Origin of the sequence: Phaeobacter sp. JH20_08 (assembly GCF_048056635.1) — a bacterium.
GTDB lineage: Bacteria > Pseudomonadota > Alphaproteobacteria > Rhodobacterales > Rhodobacteraceae > Phaeobacter > Phaeobacter bryozoorum.
This window is the reverse complement of the sequence record NZ_JAYMVV010000001.1, coordinates 206,554-227,033: the sequence shown is the minus strand read 5'-3', so window position 1 is coordinate 227,033 and position 20,480 is coordinate 206,554. Positions and strand designations below refer to the sequence as shown.

Here is a 20,480-nt window from a genome sequence, read left to right as displayed (position 1 = left end):
GAAACTCAAATTAAATAATGTATCATGAGGCCAGATATCTTGTCGGGCGGCGCTTTCCTGCGATAAGTCGCCTGATAATAAGGGGGAAATACGGTGGTTAAATCGGACAGGCTTTCACATTCCGGCGAACTGCGTGAAAACAGTCGCCTTCAGGTATTCGATACCATCCGGGCCGCAGGGCAAATCGCACGAATCGATATCGCTCAGGCCACCCGCATCAGCCCCGCCACCGTCACGGCGATCACCGCCGAACTGCTGGCCGCAGGGCTGATCGAGGAAGTCAGCCCGGATACAGCGCGCGGTGCCAAACGCGGCCGCCCACGGGTCGCCCTCAAAATCTGCGGCAGCGCCCATCGGATCGCCGGGCTGAAATTGTCGCATCACGCCATCACGACCCTGATCACCGATTTCGAAGGCACAGAGCTGGTCAGCCACGAAATGCCCCTGCGTGGCGGTCAGATGTCGCCAGAGGCCCTGTGCGAGAAAATTGTCGAAGCCCTGGACCAGAGCTGCGCCAAGGGCGGGTTCACCCGCGCGCACATCTCCGGAGTTGGCATTGGCATGGCCGGCGTTATGGATGCCGAGCGCAATTTCATCTACTGGTCATCGTCGCTCAACGTGCGGAATATCGATCTAGGCAGCCTTCTTGGCAGCTATCTGAGCATGCCGGTGTTTATCGACAACGACGCCAATCTGGTCGCCAAGGCTGAGCATCTCTTCGGTGAAGGTGACACCCGCAGCAACTTTGTCGTGGTGACCGTCGAACATGGTGTCGGCATGGGCATCGTCATCGACAATCAGATATATCGCGGCGCGCGGGGCTGCGGCGCAGAATTTGGCCATATCAAGGTGCAGCTCGAAGGCGCGCTGTGCCAATGCGGCCAGCGCGGCTGTCTGGAAGCTTACGTCGGCGACTACGCCCTGCTGCGCGAGGCGAATATCACCAGTGGCGTCGAACGGCACAAGGATCTCGCCTCGCTTTATGCTGCCGTCGGCGACGGCGACACCATGGCGCAATCCATCCTTGACCGCGCCGGGCGCATGTTTGCCATGGGACTGGCCAATATCGTCAATATATTCGACCCGCAGATGATCGTTTTGGCGGGTGCGCAGCTGGCCTTTGGCTACCTGTCCTCCGACAAAGTGGTGGAGGAAATGCGCCGCTGGGTGGTTCAGGTGGACGGCCCCCTGCCCGAAGTGCGCGTCCATGGCTGGGGCAACAAGATGTGGGCAAAAGGGGCCGCCGCCTATGCGATTGAAGAAGTCTCCGCACTGACCATCCGCGAAGTTGCCAGCCATGCGGGATAAACTCTCATATATCCTCGCGCCGATCTGGCTCCTGCCGCAGATCGCGCTGGCGGACATCCCCGAGCCTCCGGTGTTCCGCTCCCAACCAGTTCCCGCGCATGTCTATGATGGCGGTTGGGAGCATTTCGTGGGTGGGGGGCTCGCCTCGCTGGATTGCAACGACGATAAATTCCCTGATCTGGTGGCGGCGGGCGGCAGCAACCCGGTTCAGCTTATGATCAACCAGAGCGAGGCACCAGGCGCCACGCTGCGGTTTGCATCCGCTACACCGGCCGCCCTGGCACAGACAGGTGTCACCGGCGTCTACCCGCTCGACATTGATGGTGACGGTATTCTCGATCTTGCCCTGCTGCGCGTTGGCGCGGATCAGCTGCTGCGTGGAACCGGAAACTGTCAGTTCGAACCCTTCGATGGTCTGGGTTTTACCAGTGGTGACCACTGGACCACCGCGTTTTCGGCCACCTGGGAGCCGGGCGCTCAGCTGCCGACGCTTGCCTTTGGCACCTATGTCGACCGAAGCGACCCCGAGGGTCCGTTTGAGGCCTGTGACGACACACTGCTGTATCGGCCCGATGGTGACCGCTACGGCCCGGCCATCCGGCTCCAGCCAGGGTACTGCGCGCTGTCCATGCTGTTCACCAATTGGCACCGAAGCGTTGGGGCAACCGCCCGCGGTCGGGCCGATCTTCGGATCAGCAACGACCGACATTACTATGTCCGGGGTGGGCAGGAGCAGATGTGGAAAATGACCACGCCGCCAAGGCTCTACCAACAGGACGACGGCTGGCTGCCCTTTCACCTCTGGGGGATGGGGATAGCGTCTCGCGATCTGAACGGTGACGGGTTTTCCGATGTCTACCTCACCTCGATGGGAGATCAGAAACTACAGCTGTTTGATCCAAGCGGCACCGGCCCCGCCTACCGCGATGTGACTTATGATTACGGCACCACCGCCCACCGCCCAACCAGCGGCGGCGACGGGCGACCATCCACCGGGTGGCACGCGGATTTTGGCGATGTGAACAACGATGGGCATGACGATATCTTTGTCACCAAGGGAAATGTCGAACAGATGCCCGATGCCGCCATGCGCGACCCGAATACCCTGTTGATTCAAGGGGCAGATGGGCGTTTTGCCGACATGGCCGCCGCTGCGGGTATTGCCAGCATGGAACGTTCTCGCGGCGCCGTGCTGCGCGATCTCAATCTCGATGGGCAGCTTGACCTTGCCGTGATCAACCGGCGCGCGCCAATGGAACTCTACCAGAACACCACCAGCCCATCCGGAAACTGGCTGAGCCTGTCACTCAAGGGCACTGCCCCGAACACGCAGGCAATTGGTGCCTTCGTCGAGCTGGACACAGGCATAAGGATACACACCCGCGAGGTCACTGTCGGCGGCGGCCATGCGGGCGGCTCGGCCGGGGATCTGCACTTCGGTCTGGGAGAGAGCGATGATCTGCGGTTGCGCATTATCTGGCCGGATGGGGAAACCACAATCTGGCAAGAAATCACGCCCAACCAGCATCTTACCCGAACACAATAAACTCCTGGACCGGTAGATCAGCGTTCCACCGGCAGGCCCGATGGAACGCTATCCGGCACCCCAAGCCGCCCCTTGGCTGCGGCACTGTCTGTCAGCGCTTCCAGAAAGACCACGAGATCGGCAATATCCCCGTCACTTAGCGCAATCGGATCCAGATCATTCGCTGCCGCGATACGCTCCAGCTCGACCGGATCATCCATGACCGCCCAATCCGACACCCCATCAAGACCGGGCAAGACCGCCTGGCTGCGATCATAAGACATCAGCGCCGCGACGGGATCCAGATGGTGACGCACAACAGCCTCCAAAGTGGCATAGGCGCCGTTATGCCCATAGGGCGCTGTCAGCGCGACATTGCGCAGCGACGGGGTGCGAAAGCGGTAAGCGTCATCCGGATTTCCTGTCACCCGCAACCGCCCCTCGTCGCGGGCGTGGGTTTCAAATCGGGCGGCCTTGCCCGGACCAAGCTGCGGCATCGCGATTGCATGAAACCTATTGTCCGTCTGCAACCAGCCTGTATGGCACTGGCTGCATCCGGCGCCCCCGTAGAAAAGCTCCTGCCCCCTTGCTGCTGTGGTGGGCAAGGCCTCTCCATACAGCTGAGCACGATCAAACGGGCTGTCATCAGCCCGCCATTCAAACCGGATAAACGCCGCCAGCATATTGCCGATATCGGTAAAGCGGATGGGTTCTTCCGCTCCCAGAACCTCATCGAAACGCTGCCGATATTCGGGGATCTCTGCGACCCGGCCCGCGATGATATCCCATGCCCCACCGGGATGGCTCAGCTGACCCAGACGTACCGCGCGCGAGACACCATTTTCGCCGTAGTGGCCAGCCATCTCATCTGCCGAAAGCACCGGAAACATCGCCTGTGCGGCCAGCGCGGAATCGAATCCTGCGACCATGTCACCTTCCAGCGGCGTGCGGATACCCGACCCATATGCGGGGTCAGCCTCCAGTCGGCCGTCGTGGAACATCACATCCATATCATCAGCGCCAAGATTCCAGAGCGCGGGCGCATTACGTGGAATACGCTGTTCAGGACGGTTGTCCGGATCCGCGCGCCGCTCAGGGCCAAGCGTGGTTGCGCCCTCGCCAAGCGACAGGGAGACGCCGTCACCTGTGCCAAACCGTGGATGATGGCAGCTAGCGCAGCTGATGTTGCGGTTGCCCGATAGAATGGGATCATAAAATAGCAGTTGGCCCAGCTCGACCTCTGCCTGTATCTGCGGGGCAAAGCTTGGCCGCGGCCCCAGATCCAAATTCATGGACTGTTCCTCAGCGCTACCAGCACAGGCGAAAGTCGCGTTCGTTATGCAGATCGCAATCGCGCCACACAGGCGATATCGACGCCGGTATTCAGCCATCTTGCTCCCTCTCCGCTACGGAAAATTTCAGCAGCAACTTCTGGCGATACGGATGACCGGGGTCCACCAGAACACTCGGGAAATGGGGCTGATTTACCGCATCCGGCAAACCCTGCGGCTCGATACAGACGGCAGAAAATGGTGCTAACCGCTGTCCATCCCGCGCGGCGCAGGAACTGTTCAGATGACTCGCCGTGTAAATCTGCGCACCCGGTTGATCTGAAAAAACCCGCATGACAACACCATTGGAGGCGCCAAGCTGGGCTACCTCGCGCATATCACCCGAAGCGTTCGGGGGGAAATTCACATGGATATCCGTGCCAAGCCGCTCTGGATCCAGCGCGGCAAAGCTCCGGCCAGCGCGATAGTCAAATCTGGTGCCGCTAGTTGGTGCAACTTCGCCCGTAGGCACCCCATCCCGGCGCAGCGGCAGATAGCTCTCGGCGCTGCTGCGCAGGCGATGCTCCCAGATATCGCCCTTGATACCAAGCGTATAATAGTTGTGCTGCGCCAAGCTAATCGGGGTGAGTTGGTCCACCGAAGCTGTCATATCATAGCTGACCGTTGTGCCGGACACGGCAATCCTAAGCCGGATATCGGCACCGCCCGGATAGCCGTTTTCACCATCTGCGGAGAAGTGGCGCAATTCAACCGCCCCGGCCCCCAGCCGCCGCATATCCCAGAACACCCGTCCAAGCCCCTGCGCGCCGCCGTGAAGTTGGTTGCTCCCTTCATTGGCATTAAGAGAAACCTCGCGACCCGCGAGGTGGAAACCCGCCCCGCCAATCCGATTGGCCACCCGGCCAACAATGGCACCCAGATAATACGGATCCCCCAGATAGGCCGCCATATCGGCATATCCCAGCACCATGGGTTGCCAGATTTCACCATCGCGCAGATCCAGCCAGGCCGTTATGGCGCCAAGGTTCATCACCCTTAGCCGCAGATGATCATTCTCCAGATCGAGCCAACGCAATCTCTCGTCAGCATCGTCCCGCAGATGCGAGTGCTGCTGTAAGGCTCTGGAGCGAGGCTGGCTGGATGATGGCATACAGGGGCGTCCTTTGGGTGCAGAACCCCGGAAGTCCTGGTGATGATATTTATTTCACCGATCAAATTAATACGCCGAACGGCGGCTGTCAATTCAACTGTTCGGCCGCATCACCAGCTCGGGAACGCTTGTTCAGCCTGGCTGCCGATCTGCATACCCCATCTTTAGAACGCCCCAGCATGACTTTGTTTACGACAAAATCTTGCCACGAATTTGAATCAAATCTTAGGAAAGGCGGACGAGATCGCAGCCAGAAAATCGGCCAGCGACCCTGTCGACATCAATGTCGACACCGCGAGGCTGAAGATCGGGGTAAGGCATGAGCGACATCACGAATTTTGACCACCTGCGCGCGCCATCAGACAGCGGTCAGGCGGCAAAACCGCGCTTCGATATTTATGCAAGGATCGGAAAGCGCCTTCTTGATATGTCACTTGCGCTGGCTCTTCTGCCCGCCCTCGCCCCGGTTATCGCGCTCCTCTGGCTCGTCAGCCGACGCGATGGCGGGCCAGGGCTCTTCGGTCATACTCGTATCGGCAAGGACGGAATACCCTTCACCTGCTGGAAAATCCGTACCATGATCCACGGCGCGGAGGATATTCTGGCCGAGCATCTCAAGTCGGACGCCCAAGCGGCCAGCGAATGGGCCCGCGACCGCAAGCTCAGCCGCGATCCACGGGTCACGGGCTTTGGCCTGTTCCTCCGCCGCAGCAGTCTCGATGAGCTGCCACAGATCTGGAACGTGCTGCGCGGTGATATGAGCTTTGTCGGGCCGCGCCCGATCGTGCGCTGCGAACTGCACAGATATGGTCCAGCCGCTTCTGCATATCTGAGCCAAAGACCGGGAATCACCGGGCTGTGGCAGGTATCAGGTCGCAACGATGTCAGCTATGCTGATCGGGTCTCCTTTGACGTTGATTACCTGAAGCGGCGGACATTCGGCTTTGATATCAAACTGATCCTGCTGACCGGCCGCTCAGTCATTGCGCGCACCGGACGGTAAACGGGCCATTAAGCCCTCTGCGGTAATGTTCAGCCAACGGCGATAGGGATCAGGGTCTGCACCAAGGGTGACAGCCGCGGCAGATTATGCTCCCTAACTGCAAAAGCGGGACCAACAGAATGCACGACAGCAATACCGATGCTTCGACACTCAGCCATATATCGCAGGGCCGCGGCCGCCTGGCGCTGATTGGCGTGTTCTGGTCCTTCGTCAACATCATGGTCAGCAACGGCTTGACCGTGGTTGTGTTCCTGGTGACCTCTCTATTGCTGGAGCCCGCCGATTTTGGCGCCGTGGCTCTGGCCACCTCGATCGTCATCTGGGTCATGACATTGGTGCCGCTGCCGCTTGGAGACGCCATCATTCAACGCAGCGACCTGAGGCAGAGCCATCTGGACAGCGCATTCTGGCTGACGATGGTGATCGCACTGGCCACTATTGCGATCCTGGTTCTCTGTGCGCCGATGATCGCGTCCTGGACCAACCTCGAGGCACTTGCGATCATATTGCCGGTGCTGTCGCTCCGTATCCTTTTTGTATCACTTGGAAATATTCCCGCGGCACTGGTGAACCGGCGGATGGAGTTTCGTCATATTGCGTTGCGGACAACCCTTGCAAATGGGCTGGGCGCGGCAGGTTGCCTGCTGCTCGTGTTGCAAGGATATGCCATCTGGGCACTGGTCTGGGCGCAGGTCATTACCGCGATTGTCGGCTGCGTCGTCTCCTACTGGGCCGCTGGCTGGCGCCCTGGGCTACAGCTCTCGAGGGCCGCTTTGACGGATCTGCGCGGCTTTACCCTATTGACGATGGGTGGCCGGATGATCGAACCGACCAAGATCAACCAGATCCTGCTCGGGATCGTCGCCGGCCCAGCAGTGCTCGGCATCTTCTTTTTCGCCCGCAGAATGTGTGAAATCCTGCAGGAGCTTACCATTGGCACGCTCTTGCCTGTCACAAGGGTCCTATTTGCCAGTCTGCAAACTGAAAAAGAACAACGGCGGGAAGCGTTTATTCTCAGCAGCTTCGCCGCTGCAACCGCCGCCTTGCCGCTATTCATCGGCTTCATCATTGTGGCCCCGACGGCGATACCCTTCGTCTTTGGCAGCAAATGGCTCGCCGCGATCTACCCGCTCCAGTGTTTTGCAATGCTCAGCCTGATGATGAGTATCGGCGTCATGCAGGCCTCTTTGCTCAGGTTCTCCGGTCATGCACGTTGGTGGTTCGGATTTGAATGTGTCGTCAGCCTGTCTGGATTTGCAGCGATCCTGCTGCTTGCCCCGGAGGGTCTGAACAGGATCATGTCCGCATTGGTTGGCATTTCCTTCTTGCTCTGGCCGGTCGCCACGCGCAAAACTCTGAAAACCCTCGAAATCTCGGCGACAACCTATATCTTCGATGCACTGCGCCCCGCGCTGATTTCTGTCTCAATGATGTCCATTGCGCTCTTCGCGCTACGTGAGTTGGGGCCGCCGATGTATGGCACCCCACAGCTTATGGCTCAACTTGCGGTCGCAATCCCCACCTATCTGATCATGATCCTCCTCGTGGGCGGCGACCGCTTGCAGCAAATCCTGGGAAAGATCCGCAACAGAAGAGATCGCGATCCGGTTGAACCTGGCGCTCACCAGTAGACGTTTCCACCGGCGACTGCCGTCAGCATTCTGATTTGCACCCGCATCTCAAATCGCAGGCCTACCGGCGTTCGCAGCCAAACTATGATCCGCAGCACCTCTCCAGCGGACGCCAGTCATCTCATGACGCCATGTCGAGGTTTCGAGGAGCTAGGCCGTTCGGTGCGCGCAGCGGACAAAAGCCGGTACCATGGTCAAAGGTGATACGGTGCAGCATCGGACACTCAGGAAGCAGAGGCTGCCTTGCCGCCCAGAACCATGGAAACCGCCGAAAAAGCCGCGCGGTATTGAAGCAACACCCGCCCATCTGCTTTGACAGGCTTCCGGTTGGCACCGCTCCCACCGCAGGGATGCCAACAGACCGCGAGCCAGCTCAGTATCGTCGCCCCGTCAGGATCAAACATCCGCTGGTCGTTTGCATGCTGATGGGTAGCGGACAATGGATGCTCCAGACTGAATGATCTCAATCGGGTGCTCCACCACTACCCGGCATGATAGGGATCTGGATCGTCAAACCTGCTTTGCGCCGCCCCGCAACAAACCACTTCAATCAACCAGAGTTGGCGTTAGCGTGTCATCCTTGCGACCTCGCTGATTGCGGGAAACTCAGATCACGGAAACGCTGACGGACTGCAAACCATCCAGCTCAGGAATGACCCAAAGATCCGACACGGGGCCATCACCGGCAGCAACAGCGGACATCAAAGACGAGAGCCACCACTCAAAGGAGTGGTGGCTCTTAAGCATTTGGCGGAGCTACTCTCGGACTCACCGGCCCCGCTTGGACACCCATTGACGCTCGCGCCTCCAGAGCAGTCTAAGTCAGCGCCCTAGGCCGCAGCCGTATAACTGTGGTGCTGCGCACTCTGCACGGGCTGGCGGCCAGCATCTCCAGTCTGAAAGGCTGTGACCAGCCGCGACAGATTGGTTGTCTCATGGTCCAGCGAACTGCAGGCGGCGGCGGTCTCCTCGCACATGGCGGCATTCTGCTGCTGGGCAGCTTCCAGTGTGCTCATCGCGCCATTCAACTCCGAAATGCCCCTGGATTGCTCGTCGGCCTGTTTGGCAATATCGCCAACATGTTCCGAAATGCTGCCAATGGCATTCATAATGGTCTCCAGAGAGGAATTGGTCCTGCCGACCAGATCCACGCCATGGGCCACCTGCGCTGCGGAGGCGGTAATCAGCTTCTTGATTTCTAGCGCCGATTCAGACGAACGCAGCGCAAGACTACGGACTTCGGCGGCAACAACCGAGAACCCGCGACCCGCTTCGCCAGCCCGCGCGGCTTCAACACCGGCGTTCAGGGCAAGCAGGTTTGTCTGAAACGCGATATCGTCAATCATACCGGTGATCCGGGTGATCTGCTCGGAGGTGGCGGCAATCGAATCCATCGCATCAACCGTCTCCCGGGCTACCGCCGAGCTGTTTGTTGCACTCTGATTCACGGATGTGACCAATGCCTCAGTTTCGCGCGCGCCGCTGGCGACATGCTGGACGTTCTGCGTGAGTTCGCTCAGCGACGCCGCAGTCTCTTCCAGCTGAAGCGCGGATTGTTCTGTGCGCTGCGACAGATCGTTGGTTGCCGAGGAAATCTCCGTCAATCCGGTATCGATCGAACGTGCCGAGTCATTGACCGAGGTGATCAGCTTGCTCAACTGTTCAACAGTATTGTTGAAGTCCTGGCGCAGCCCCTCATACTGGCTGGGCATTTCATCGTGGATTTTGACATCCAGCCGCCCGGAAGCCAGCTGTTGCAAATTCTGGGCAAGGGCCTGAACAACCGCCTGCTGCTGCTGCTGATCGCGCAGCTGATTTGCTTCCAGCTCCTCCTTGGATGCCAAACCCTGGCGCAGGGTCTCGATGGACAGCGCCATCGCCCCGATCTCATCTTTACGCTTTGGAATATCAACGGGTTGATGCACCTTCCCGGCGGTAAGATCCTTCATGACCCCAAGCATTCGCCCCAGGGGGCGCCGGACAAGCGAGCGCACCGAGAAGAAGATGGTGGCCAGAGTCAGCGCCAGCAAGAGAACATTGGCGATCAGCTGTTCGTAGATGCTTGCCTTTACCGGGTTGACGAAGACATGGCGTGGCACATCCAAGACGACAACCCAGGTCTTGTTCATGCCGTAGGCGGTGAAAGGAAAGAACAGGCGTGTCGACCCATCAGCGCGATCCGAAACGATCTGCACCTCTCCGGTTTCGACAGCGGCCTGGAAATCTGCCACCTCTTCCCCTTCAAAGGCCTGAATCAGCATTTCCGGGTCAGGATGTGACAACCATTTGCCGCCCTGGCCCAGCAGCATCACACTGCCGCCTTCATAAACCGACAGCCCCCGGACAAAATCACCGAGATTATCGAGCACGATATCGACACCGGCAACACCGACGATCTGGCCCTGTGCATTCACAGGCACCGACACCGATGTCAGCAGGCGGTTTTCATTTGAGAGATAAGGTTCGGTGATGACGCTCTCGCCACTGTCGATCGGCAGGCGATACCACTCGGATGTGTCATTGGGATCAACGTTGAACGTCTCGAAATTCAGCCCGCCGGACTCCGCTTTGGTCCAGTAGGCGGCAAAGATACCATCGGCATTTCGTCCCTCTTCACCGGTAATGAAATCTTCGGTGGCGCCGTCCGGAATCGCTGACATCCAGGAAGAGAATACAAGATCATAGCGGCCGGGGACGCCTTCCATGATCTTGATCAGATCGGCGGTGGTTGCATCGCCATCTTCAATATATCCGGATAGCGCGCCGCCTAGCGCCGCCGCAGCTGAGGTCGCTTCGACCAGTTGAGACGACAGGCTTTGCGCGATATCTGAGGCTCGCTGCGACGCGCCCTCCAATACCCGCTCCCTGACCTGTGCAGATTCATTTAGGGCCGTAAATACGCTGAAGCAGAGCATCAGCCCGGTAATTGCAACCGTGGTCGCGGCAAGTAGCTTGCCTGATATTGTGTTGAACAGAGCTGGCATTCATATCTCCACTTGGAAGGCTCGTCTTGCACAACCTCTCGCATATTCGCCTGAACAAAGTGTTGACCCACCGCGCCGGGGGCAGTCCCCCAACCGGTTTACCCAGCAGTTTTCAATTAGATTGAAGATATATTTTAGGCCAGCCCCGAACGAGGACTGGCCGCCGCGCAGCAAAGCGAGAGACAGACCTCTAGATCGGGGCCGTCGCCGCCGACAACCACCGGCCCGCTGCATCGCTGACCAAGGGCGATAACCGCTGCAGCACATCCTGATGATACGTATTCAGCCAACAGCGTTCGTCCTCACTCAGATCTGCCGGGATCAGCATGTCGGTTTGTATTGGTGCAAGCGTCATATTGCGAAAGCTGAGGAACCCATCACTTTCTTCAATAACCTCAAAGATGTTCTCAATCCGGATGCCAAAACGCCCGGCCTCGTAATAGCCCGGCTCGATCGACACAACCATGCCAGGCACCAGATCCACCGGATTATAGGGCTTGCCGATGCGTTGCGGGTGCTCGTGCACCGAGAGCCGATGTCCGATGCCATGACCGGTGCCATGGTCGTAATCCAAGCCGAGGTCCCAGAGCGGTCGCCGACAGATCGCATCTATATGATGGCCCTGCGTACCCCGGGGAAACCGCAGCGTGGCCAGCGCATGGAACGCGCGAAACACCGCCGTATACGCCCGGTCATAGCCGTCGGGGCGCATCCCGAAGGCATAGCTGCGCGTGGCATCGGTGGTCCCGGTGTAATACTGGCCGCCGCTGTCCAGCAGATAGGGATTCTGTGGCATTATCGGAGCATTACGCCCGTTGGTGGCCGCGTAGTGGCACATTGCAGCATTGCCTGCCGCGGCTGAGATCGTCTGAAAGCTCTCGGTCAGAAAACCCGGGCGCGCCTGTCGGCAGGACAGGATCTGTGCTTCCGCCTCACGCTCGGTCACCGGCTCACCAGCCGCCGCGCGCGCAGGAACCGTCTGCGCCAACCAGGCCGAGAACTCGACCCATGCCACCCCGTCTTCCAGATGGCAATCATGCAGACCGGCGATTTCGACCGGATTCTTAACGGATTTGGTCCGGGTCAATATACTGGCCACCGCAGCCGCAGTCGCCCCGGCGTCGGCAATAGTATGACGCACCGCAACCGGCGAAAAATCCGGATCAAACAGGATCCGTTCTCCGGCGTTGCATCGGTTTTGAAGAGCGCCCAGAAACTGCGAGACCGGCTGGGCGGTCACGATGTCCGGCAGGTGATCCTTGACCTCATCATCCAGCTTGGCCGGATCAACGAACCAAGTGACCGTCCCGTTTCTCTCGGCAATGAGAAAGGACTGCGGCATCGGGTTGAAGGCCACATCATCCCCGCGCACGTTCAGCAGCCAGGCAATATTGTCAGGTTGTGTCTCAACCAGACATGCGGCGTCCTGCTCACTCAGATATGCTGCAAGATCCGCACATTTCTCGGCACTGCTCCGCCCGGCCCATTGCATCGGAAAAACGCTGATCCGCCCGGTCGGCGCTGGCGGCTGGTCCGACCAGATCGCATCCACCGGATTGTCGCCTTGCGGCAACATCGTCGCACTGGCCTGCACAGCGGATGTGGCAAACCGATCGAACCAGCCGGGTGGCAGGTGCATCGGGTCGAACCCGATCTGCCAGCCTGCCTGCGCAACCGCGCCCAGCCAGTGTTCCGGTGGCTGTTCAAAAATGTGAAGCCGCGAAAACAGCGGTCCTGAGCATTCATTTGCGACCTGCACGGTATAGCGGCCATCCACAAACACGGCGACGGTCTCAGCCGTGATGATGGCCATCCCGGCCGATCCGGTAAAACCTGTGATATAGGCAAGGCGTTCGTCATGGGGAGCCACATATTCCCCCTGATGCGCGTCGAACCGGGGCAGAATGAAGGCATCCAGATCGCGGGCCCGCAGCTCGCGGCGCAGATCGGCAATGCGGGCAGCGGCAGGGGGGCCGCTCAACATGTCATCCATTTTGATTGATCTCTTCCGCAAGATGGCAGGCGACCTCGCCACGGTCGCCAAGAGGACGCAGGTGCGGGACATCCCGCCTGCAAATTTCCGAAGCGTGGGCGCAGCGCACATGGAACGGGCACCCTGGCGGCACGTTCAGCGGCGACGGCAGCTCTCCCTCCAACCGGATCGCATCCCCTTTGTCATCGGGATCAAGCGACGGGGCCGCACTCAGCAACGCCTGTGAATACGGATGCGCCGGATTGGCAAACAGGCGCTCGCTGTCGCCGATTTCCACGATGCGGCCGAGATAGATCACTGCGACACGGTGGGAAACATGGCGCACCAGCCGCAAATCATGGGCGACAAACAGGATGGTCAGATCCAGCTGCTCCTGCAGCTCCAGCAGAAGATTCACCACCTGCGCCTGAACCGAGACATCCAGCGCCGATACCAGCTCATCGGCGATCAGCACCTCAGGCTCCACCGCCAGCGCACGGGCAATGGCAATCCGCTGACGCTGGCCACCGGAGAACTCATGCGGCAGTTTCTGCGCCGCATCTGCGGGCAGCCGCACCAAATCCAGCAGCTCCGCGACTCGTGTCGGGATCTCGTCGGAGGGGCGCATCTTATGGACCTGCAAGGCTTCGCTCAGGATCTGACCGCAGGTCATACGCGGGTTGAGCGACGAATAGGGATCCTGGAACATCATCTGCACGCGCCGGTTATAGCTGCGGTCGCTGCGCGCGCCGTCGGCGAATATATCCTGCCCATGGTGGCGAATGCTGCCACCCTGCGGCTCGTAAAGCCGGACGATGCAGCGCGCCAATGTCGATTTTCCGCACCCCGATTCTCCGACAACACCTAGGGTTTCTCCCTTCCTCAGCGCCAGGCTGACGCCGTTCAGCGCGCGTACGGCGCGACCGGGTTGCTTGCGCATCACATCAATCAGGCTGCGCGGCAGATGAAACGTCAGGCTGAGATTGTCGATCTCCATCACCGGATCAGTCATGCCACCTCTCCCTGGACCGCGGGAACCGGATTGAAACAGGCCGCGCGACGCCCGGCACTGATCGCCTCCAACGGCGGGCGCGCATTCAGGCAGGCCTCAGTCCGTGCGTCGCAACGGGGCGCATATGCGCAGCCTCGGGGGAGCATCTCCAGACTAGGTGGCGTACCCGGCACAGAGTAAAGCGGCGTCCGTGGCGGCACATCCTGTGGCACCGACTGCATCAATCCGGCCGTATAGGGATGGCGCGGCGTGCGCAGCACCTGCCGCACCGCCCCCTGCTCGACGATCCGCCCAGCATACATCACCGCAACATTCTCGCAGGTCTGCGCAACGACCCCCAGATCATGAGTAACGAGGATCACGCCCATGTTCATCTCTTCAGACAGGCGCAGGATCAAATCAAGGATCTGCGCCTGAATGGTGACATCCAGCGCTGTGGTCGGTTCATCCGCCAACAAAAGCTTCGGCTGCGCCGCCAGCGCAATGGCAATCATCACCCGCTGCCGCATCCCGCCCGAAAACTGATGCGGATAATCCTGCAACCGAGAGGCAGCCGCCGGGATACCTACATGATCCAGCATCTCGACCGCCCGGTCCCGACGCGCCGCACGCGGCAGATCGGTATGTGCCTTCAGTGTCTCGGTCAGCTGCAGGCCCACGGTCAATAGCGGGTTGAGCGACGTCATCGGCTCCTGAAAGATCATTGCAACCTCACCGCCGCGCACCTGGCGCAGCTGCCGATCCGACAGGCGGGAAATATCCCGCCCCTGCCAGCGCACCTCGCCTGTGACCTCTCCATGGCGACGGGTCAGCCCCAGGATCGACCTGAGCGTGACGCTCTTCCCCGAGCCGCTTTCGCCGACAAGCCCCAGAACCTCACCCTGTCGCACATCAAAGCTGACATCGCGTACCGCAGGCAGCATCACACCGCCGCGTCGAAACGTCGTACAGAGGTTACGGACCTCAAGTATCGGCTGGGTCTCTTTCATGCTCATACTCTCTTTCCCCTTAACCGCGAGGCCGCAACAGATCGGCCAGCCCGTCGCCGATCAGCGAGAACCCGATCCCGGTCAGCACGATGGCGATGCCCGGCATCAGACTGAGCCACCAGGCCGTGGTGATGAAATTGCGCCCTTCGGCAATCAGGACACCCCATTCAGCCTGCGGTGGCTGCGCCCCCAGACCGAGGTATCCCAGCGATGATCCCAGAAGAATGGCCAGCGACATATCGGTCATCCAGTAGACAATCACCGGGGTGATCGCATTGGGCAGCAGGTGGCGAAAGATCACGCGCCGGTCAGAATATCCCATGACAATTCCGGCCGCCGCATAGTCATTGCCCATCTGGGTGATCACCTCGGCGCGCATCAGCCGGGCATAATAGACCCAGCCCACCGCCGTGATGGCGATATACATATTGACAAGCCCCGGCCCCAGCACCGCAACAACCGCGATCACCAGGACCAAAAACGGGAAGGTAATTACGGCATCCACGACCCGACCAAAGATCATATCGGCAATGCCGCGATAATAGCCCACCAACGCACCAACCGTGACCCCGATCAGCATGGCAAAGACCGTGGCCAGAACGGCCATCTGCATATTCACTGAATAGGCAGAGATCACCCGGCTGAGGCTGTCGCGCCCCAGCATATCGGTGCCGAAAGGATGCGCCCAGCTCGGCGGCTGCCGCACCGCGTTATAATCGATGAAATTGGGATCATATGGGGCGAAGAGCCCCGGCGCGATAGCCAGCAGCGTCGAGGCTGCGATAATCGCGACACCGATCATGAACCCCGGTTTGCGCAGCGCGATCTTCCACCGGCTCTGCTGCGGTCGCGTCGCCTCGGGCGACAGAACTGTGGCATCGGTCATGTCAGACGCATCCTCGGGTCTAGGGCGCTCTGGATCAGATCGGTCATCAGGAACACGATCGACACCAGCACTGCAAATGTCAGGGTCAGCCCCTGGATCAGCGGATAATCACGGGCAAAGATTGCCTCCAGCATCAACCGGCCAACGCCCGGCACCGCAAACACCGTTTCGGTGACCAGGGTTCCGCTCATCAGGTTGCCGATAGACAGGCCAAGCAGCGTGACTGTGGAAATCAGCGCATTGCGCAACACATGCCGCCCCAGGATCTGCCAGGCCGACAGTCCCTTGGCACGGGCAAATTCAACATATTCCGCATCCACCACCTCAACGATGGCCGACCGCAGATTCCGCATGATGATCGCAGAGGTATAAAGCGCCACTGCCACCGATGGCAAAAACAGATGGTAGAGCCGCTCGGAAAAACTGTCGCCATAGCCCCCCACCGGGAACCAGCGCAGCTGCGCGGCTAGAAATGTCAGCAAGATCAATCCGATATAAAACACCGGCATGGACAGGCCGACCTGAAAGACGGTGCGGATCACCGCATCGGGCCAGCGCCCCCGGTTCAGTGCCGCAACAAAGGCCAGCGGCCCCGCGATCAGCACCGACAATGCCACGGCATAAACCGTAAGAAACAGGGTCGTCGGCAGGCGGCTGGCGATCACATCTATCACCGGCGCCCGCATCAGGATCGAGCGCCCCAGATCCCCCTGAACGGTATTGGACAGGAACTGCCAGAACTGGACCACCAGCGGCTGATTCAGTCCCAGCCGTTCGCGAATAGCGGCCAGATCTGCATCCGACGCGCGATCCCCCGCGATGGCGATGGCCGGGTCTCCGGGTAACAGGCGCACCAGAAGAAAGATGATGATCATGACCAGAAAAAAGGTCACGGCCATCAGCAACAGGCGCTTGAGAATATATTGAATAGTGGCCATTCCGGCATCCGTTCGTCTGCACCGCCAGCCCCAGGGCTGACGGCGCTTTTACATTGCAGGGCGAAACTGATCAGCGGCTGATCGACGCTTCCTCAAAGAGGTTGTTGCCCAGCGGTGTCTGCACGTAGCCGCTGACCTTCTTTGACAGGGCCACCGCAAACGGGGTCTCGTACATGAACAGCAGCGGCGCCGCCTCGGCATAGATCGACTGCATCTCGGCATATTGACCAGCACGCGCACCCGGATCCATTTCCGTTGCCGAGGCCTCAAACAGGCTGTTGAACTTCTCGTTCTCCCAACCTGTGCCAACGGCCTTCGCAGTGGGGAAGTAACCGAGCCAACCAGTGACCTGACTTGGGTCATTCACATCATTGACCCACCCATAGGTATGGATATCAAATTCACCCGACCGGTTCTTCGCGCCACGGGTGGCATTGTCGACCTGCTCCACCTTAAGCTCGATGCCCAAAGGCGCCCACATCTGCTGAAGCGCTGCAAAAATGGTGCTGTCATCCGCCGATCCGGCCAGCGTCGTAAAGGTGATCTCGGTTCCAGGCTCAAGACCGGCCTCGGCAATCAAGGCCTTTGCCTTGTCCAGATCATAGCCGTAAAGCGGATCAGTTGATGTCGCCAGCTGGGTCGCCGCCGCCATCAGAGGCGAGGTCATGGGCTTGCCGGCCCCCTGCAGCACCAGCCCGATCAGGGCCTGTTTATTGGTGGCATAGTTCAGCGCCTGACGCACCCGCTCGTCCGCCAGCGGATTGGGCGATCCATCTGCCCGCGTCGGGCGGGTATTGATCGGCGAATAGATAATCCGGGTCGAGGGGAACAGATTCATATCGATGTTCGGATCCGCCTCCAGCTCGGCCACGCGCGAGAACGGGATGAATTCCGCCGCATCCATCTCACCGGCCTGCAGCTTCAGGATACGGGTGGCATCATCGGGGATAATCTCGAAATGCACACCGTCCAGATAGGGCAGCGGTTTGCCGTCCGAGCCACTGCGCCAGTAGTGCTCATTGGCGCAGAAATCCATCGATGTGCCCTGCTCAAACCCGCAGAGATAGAAGGGGCCAGTGCCAACGCCCGCACTCTTTGCAGCAAAGATGGCGGCTGACTTCTCCTGATCCGTTGCGCCTTCGGCGGCCTCGAACGCGGCTTTGGACACGATGCCGGTGGTAAAGGTTGCCAGCATCGACAGGATCGTCGGATCCGGTGCCGAGAGGGTCAGGGTGATCTCGTTTCCATTATTGGCAACTGTATCCAATGTACCGAGGAGACCCGCCCACGGGCTCAGATCAGCATTGCGAGCACGATCCAGCGAAAACACCACGTCCTCTCCGGTCAGCGGTGTGCCATCGGAGAATTTGATCCCGTCGCGCAATGTCAGGGTCACCGTGGTGCCATCTTCAGAGACATTATATGTCTCGGCGAGGCCAGGAACGACCGAATTTCCGTCGTCGCTGGGGCGCAGCAACGTGTCGAACAGGCTGCCAACCATCCAGATATCCGGATTGCGATCCGCATAGATCGGGTCGATCAAGGTCGATCCGTCGTAACGGGCAAAGTTCAGCACGCCGCCGCGATCCTGCGCCAGCGCCGGTACGGTCAGTGCCGTGGTCAGGGCAGCTGCGGCCGCCACCAGTTTTCTTGTCATTTGTGAGATCCTCCCAGATCGATTCTCCGTCTCATGTGGAGAAGCATAGCGCGGGTTTTAAAATTACTAAAATTATTTTTAGCAAAAGTTCTGATTGCGGTAGAAATCTCCGGTGGCTCAACTGCAGATGGACGCCGGACTTGCCGCATCAGCCCCTAGGCCGGAGGGTAGAGATATGCGCATTAGCGCCTGATCCTTCAGCGGGCAGAGCTCTTCATCGGCATGGTGCTCACCCAAAGTTCAACCGCCTCTTCGTCGCTCAGAACGATCGAATAATGCGGCTTCGAGCAGTCATGGTGAACCGTATCCCCCGGCGACATGATATGCACCGAATCCCCCAGATGATATTCAAGCTGCCCCGAGATCAGGTAGCAGAACACCTCGCCCTCATGGCACATCTTCTCCGAGACATGACCAGGTGGGCGGTGAATGATCGACGGGTAGCAGAGCGCGCCGGAAAACCCCGGCCCCAGCTTCTCATACAATCTTCCGTTGGTTCCCAGAGCGTAGGTCTGCCGGTTATCCTTATGTATATACTCTCTAAACTCTTCCTCAACACTCAACAGCTGCTCGACGCTGGTTTGCAGGGCGGCAGCGATGGACAACAGCGAGGACAGCGAGGGCGTGCTGATGCCCCGCTCAACCTGAGAAATGAATCCGGGCGTCAGTTCAGTGTCCTCGGCAACCTGCACCATTGTCATCCCCATCGCCTTGCGGCGGCGGCGGATCGCGTGTCCAAGCTGCTCGGAATTGTCCTTCTTGCGCGTTTTCTTGCTGGCGCCTGCCTTTATGGTCTCTGTCTTGCGCGTCTCTGAGGCGTCCATATCCGTATCCTGAAATTCCGGCAGCCCGACACCGCGCTGACCAAAGTGACCCATCCAACCAGCCGAACCTGTTTGGTCATGATCTGTGATGTGGGCTTCAGGAAAACATATACTAAAATTTATTGTAGTGCTACATCAGAAACAGGCGATCGATTGGCTTGACCGCCTTTCAGCCCGCCCCAAGCCCGCCGGAACCGTAGGAGACCGAGATGCGCAGCACTAGGACCGTACATGTCATTTCCGCCCATGCCGAGGGCGAAGTGGGTGATGTCATCGTCGGCGGCGTGGCACCGCCGCCGGGCGCCACACTCTGGGATCAGCGCACATTCATCGCGCAGGACCAGACCCTGCGCAACTTTGTCCTCAATGAACCCCGCGGCGGCGTATTCCGGCACGTTAATCTGCTGGTGCCCCCCAAACATCCCGACGCCGACATGGGGTTTATCATTATGGAACCGGAATACACGCCGCCTATGTCCGGATCGAATTCGATCTGCGTTGCGACCGTGCTGCTGGATGGGGGCATTCTGCCCATGCAGGAACCGGAAACGCATCTGACGCTGGAAGCGCCAGGGGGGCTGGTCAAGGTGCGCGCCGAATGCAGAAATGGCAAAGCGGAGCGGATATTTGTCCGCAATGTTCCCAGTTTTGCAGGGGCAATTGGCGTTGCCTTGGATGTCCCGGGGATCGGTACGCTCTATGTGGATACGGCCTATGGCGGCGATAGTTTTGTGGTCGTACAGGCCGCCGATCTGGATCTGACCATCTGCGACGCGGAGGCCAAGGCCCTGGCACAGATCGGAACCTGCATTCTGGATGCGGCAAATGAGCAGCTGGGTTTCAGCCATCCAGACAATCCCGACTGGTCGCATATTTCCTTCTGTGCATTTTGCGGTCCGCTGGAGCGCACCGACATCGGGTGGCGCAGTCGCTCTGCCGTGGCCATCCAGCCCGGCAAGGTGGATCGTTCACCCACCGGAACCGCAGTATCGGCCCGGATGGCCCTGATGCTGGCCAAAGGGGAAATGACCGCAGATGAGGAGTTTGAGGCAGTGTCGATCATTGGCTCCAGTTTCAAGGGCCGTATCGCCGACCAGACAACCGTCGGAGGCCAGCCCGCCATCATTCCGGAAATCAGTGGGCGTGGCTGGATCACGGGAATACACCAGCACATGCTGGACCCCGATGACCCCTGGCCCGGTGGCTACAGGCTGAGCGACACCTGGGGGACGTGATGCCCTGCCCCTTGATCCGCGCGGCCCAGCAGGGCACACCCGAACAACAACCGCCAGATTGGCACCTACGTAAC

At 59.6% G+C, this 20,480-nt stretch carries 15 protein-coding genes; 5 read left to right on the top strand and 10 right to left on the bottom strand.

Annotated elements, in window-relative coordinates; translation table 11 throughout:
• Positions 1-93 precede the first annotated feature (93 nt).
• Entirely contained in the window at positions 94-1,308 is a 1,215-nt protein-coding gene (locus VWY75_RS01050) for an ROK family protein (RefSeq protein WP_416535395.1), read from the top strand.
• Positions 1,298-2,854, top strand: coding sequence for a CRTAC1 family protein (locus VWY75_RS01045; protein WP_416537937.1), 1,557 nt, complete (start codon positions 1,298-1,300; stop codon positions 2,852-2,854). The genes VWY75_RS01050 and VWY75_RS01045 overlap by 11 nt, the downstream gene beginning before the upstream one ends.
• Before the next feature lie 17 nt (positions 2,855-2,871).
• On the opposite strand, the gene VWY75_RS01040 is transcribed toward VWY75_RS01045, so the two are convergent.
• Entirely contained in the window at positions 2,872-4,125 is a 1,254-nt protein-coding gene (locus VWY75_RS01040; protein ID WP_416537936.1) for a cytochrome-c peroxidase, read from the bottom strand.
• 91 nt (positions 4,126-4,216) lie between these two features.
• Positions 4,217-5,275, bottom strand: a complete 1,059-nt coding sequence (locus VWY75_RS01035; protein ID WP_416537935.1) for an aldose epimerase family protein — start codon at positions 5,273-5,275, stop codon at positions 4,217-4,219.
• 319 nt (positions 5,276-5,594) lie between these two features.
• Between VWY75_RS01035 and VWY75_RS01030 the strand changes: the two genes are divergently transcribed.
• Both VWY75_RS01030 and VWY75_RS01025 read left to right on the top strand, forming a co-directional pair.
• A complete protein-coding gene (locus VWY75_RS01030) occupies positions 5,595-6,278 on the top strand; it encodes a sugar transferase (RefSeq protein ID WP_340547574.1) in 684 nt (227 codons plus the stop codon).
• A gap of 86 nt (positions 6,279-6,364) precedes the next feature.
• Positions 6,365-7,909 (top strand): lipopolysaccharide biosynthesis protein, encoded by a 1,545-nt coding sequence (locus VWY75_RS01025; protein ID WP_416537934.1) that lies wholly within the window; start codon positions 6,365-6,367, stop codon positions 7,907-7,909.
• Positions 7,910-8,739: 830 nt separating this feature from the next.
• Here the strand turns inward: VWY75_RS01025 and VWY75_RS01020 are convergent.
• From VWY75_RS01020 to VWY75_RS00985, 8 genes are all read right to left on the bottom strand, one after another.
• Positions 8,740-10,893 (bottom strand): methyl-accepting chemotaxis protein, encoded by a 2,154-nt coding sequence (locus VWY75_RS01020; protein ID WP_416535388.1) that lies wholly within the window; start codon positions 10,891-10,893, stop codon positions 8,740-8,742.
• 190 nt (positions 10,894-11,083) lie between these two features.
• Positions 11,084-12,886 (bottom strand): aminopeptidase P family protein, encoded by a 1,803-nt coding sequence (locus VWY75_RS01015; RefSeq protein ID WP_416541654.1) that lies wholly within the window; start codon positions 12,884-12,886, stop codon positions 11,084-11,086.
• Entirely contained in the window at positions 12,879-13,877 is a 999-nt protein-coding gene (locus VWY75_RS01010) for an ABC transporter ATP-binding protein (RefSeq protein WP_416535386.1), read from the bottom strand. Before VWY75_RS01010 ends, VWY75_RS01015 begins: the two co-directional genes overlap by 8 nt.
• Positions 13,874-14,872 carry an ABC transporter ATP-binding protein gene (locus VWY75_RS01005; RefSeq protein WP_374015656.1) on the bottom strand — a complete coding sequence of 333 codons (999 nt, stop codon included), beginning with the start codon at positions 14,870-14,872 and terminating at the stop codon, positions 13,874-13,876. Before VWY75_RS01005 ends, VWY75_RS01010 begins: the two co-directional genes overlap by 4 nt.
• Positions 14,873-14,885: 13 nt before the next feature.
• A complete protein-coding gene (locus tag VWY75_RS01000; protein ID WP_340547568.1) occupies positions 14,886-15,752 on the bottom strand; it encodes an ABC transporter permease in 867 nt (288 codons plus the stop codon).
• Entirely contained in the window at positions 15,749-16,690 is a 942-nt protein-coding gene (locus VWY75_RS00995) for an ABC transporter permease (RefSeq protein ID WP_340547567.1), read from the bottom strand. Before VWY75_RS00995 ends, VWY75_RS01000 begins: the two co-directional genes overlap by 4 nt.
• A 70-nt stretch (positions 16,691-16,760) precedes the next feature.
• Positions 16,761-18,347, bottom strand: coding sequence for an ABC transporter substrate-binding protein (locus VWY75_RS00990; RefSeq protein WP_416537932.1), 1,587 nt, complete (start codon positions 18,345-18,347; stop codon positions 16,761-16,763).
• 197 nt (positions 18,348-18,544) lie between these two features.
• Entirely contained in the window at positions 18,545-19,171 is a 627-nt protein-coding gene (locus VWY75_RS00985; RefSeq protein WP_340547565.1) for a helix-turn-helix domain-containing protein, read from the bottom strand.
• A 209-nt stretch (positions 19,172-19,380) separates the two neighbouring features.
• Here VWY75_RS00985 and VWY75_RS00980 point away from each other — a divergent pair, with 209 nt between their 5' ends.
• Entirely contained in the window at positions 19,381-20,406 is a 1,026-nt protein-coding gene (locus VWY75_RS00980; protein ID WP_416537931.1) for a trans-3-hydroxy-L-proline dehydratase, read from the top strand.
• Positions 20,407-20,480: the final 74 nt, after the last annotated feature.

Coding starts and splice junctions, on each gene's coding strand:
- VWY75_RS01045 (WP_416537937.1), top strand. CDS start 1,298: ATGCGGGATAAACTCTCATATATCCTCGCGCCGATCTGGCTCCTGCCG.
- VWY75_RS01005 (WP_374015656.1), bottom strand. CDS start 14,872: ATGAGCATGAAAGAGACCCAGCCGATACTTGAGGTCCGTAACCTCTGT.
- VWY75_RS00995 (WP_340547567.1), bottom strand. CDS start 16,690: ATGGCCACTATTCAATATATTCTCAAGCGCCTGTTGCTGATGGCCGTG.
- VWY75_RS01040 (WP_416537936.1), bottom strand. CDS start 4,125: ATGAATTTGGATCTGGGGCCGCGGCCAAGCTTTGCCCCGCAGATACAG.
- VWY75_RS01000 (WP_340547568.1), bottom strand. CDS start 15,752: ATGACCGATGCCACAGTTCTGTCGCCCGAGGCGACGCGACCGCAGCAG.
- VWY75_RS00990 (WP_416537932.1), bottom strand. CDS start 18,347: ATGACAAGAAAACTGGTGGCGGCCGCAGCTGCCCTGACCACGGCACTG.
- VWY75_RS01020 (WP_416535388.1), bottom strand. CDS start 10,893: ATGCCAGCTCTGTTCAACACAATATCAGGCAAGCTACTTGCCGCGACC.
- VWY75_RS00980 (WP_416537931.1), top strand. CDS start 19,381: ATGCGCAGCACTAGGACCGTACATGTCATTTCCGCCCATGCCGAGGGC.
- VWY75_RS01015 (WP_416541654.1), bottom strand. CDS start 12,886: ATGGATGACATGTTGAGCGGCCCCCCTGCCGCTGCCCGCATTGCCGAT.
- VWY75_RS01035 (WP_416537935.1), bottom strand. CDS start 5,275: ATGCCATCATCCAGCCAGCCTCGCTCCAGAGCCTTACAGCAGCACTCG.
- VWY75_RS01025 (WP_416537934.1), top strand. CDS start 6,365: ATGCTCCCTAACTGCAAAAGCGGGACCAACAGAATGCACGACAGCAAT.
- VWY75_RS00985 (WP_340547565.1), bottom strand. CDS start 19,171: ATGGACGCCTCAGAGACGCGCAAGACAGAGACCATAAAGGCAGGCGCC.
- VWY75_RS01030 (WP_340547574.1), top strand. CDS start 5,595: ATGAGCGACATCACGAATTTTGACCACCTGCGCGCGCCATCAGACAGC.
- VWY75_RS01010 (WP_416535386.1), bottom strand. CDS start 13,877: ATGACTGATCCGGTGATGGAGATCGACAATCTCAGCCTGACGTTTCAT.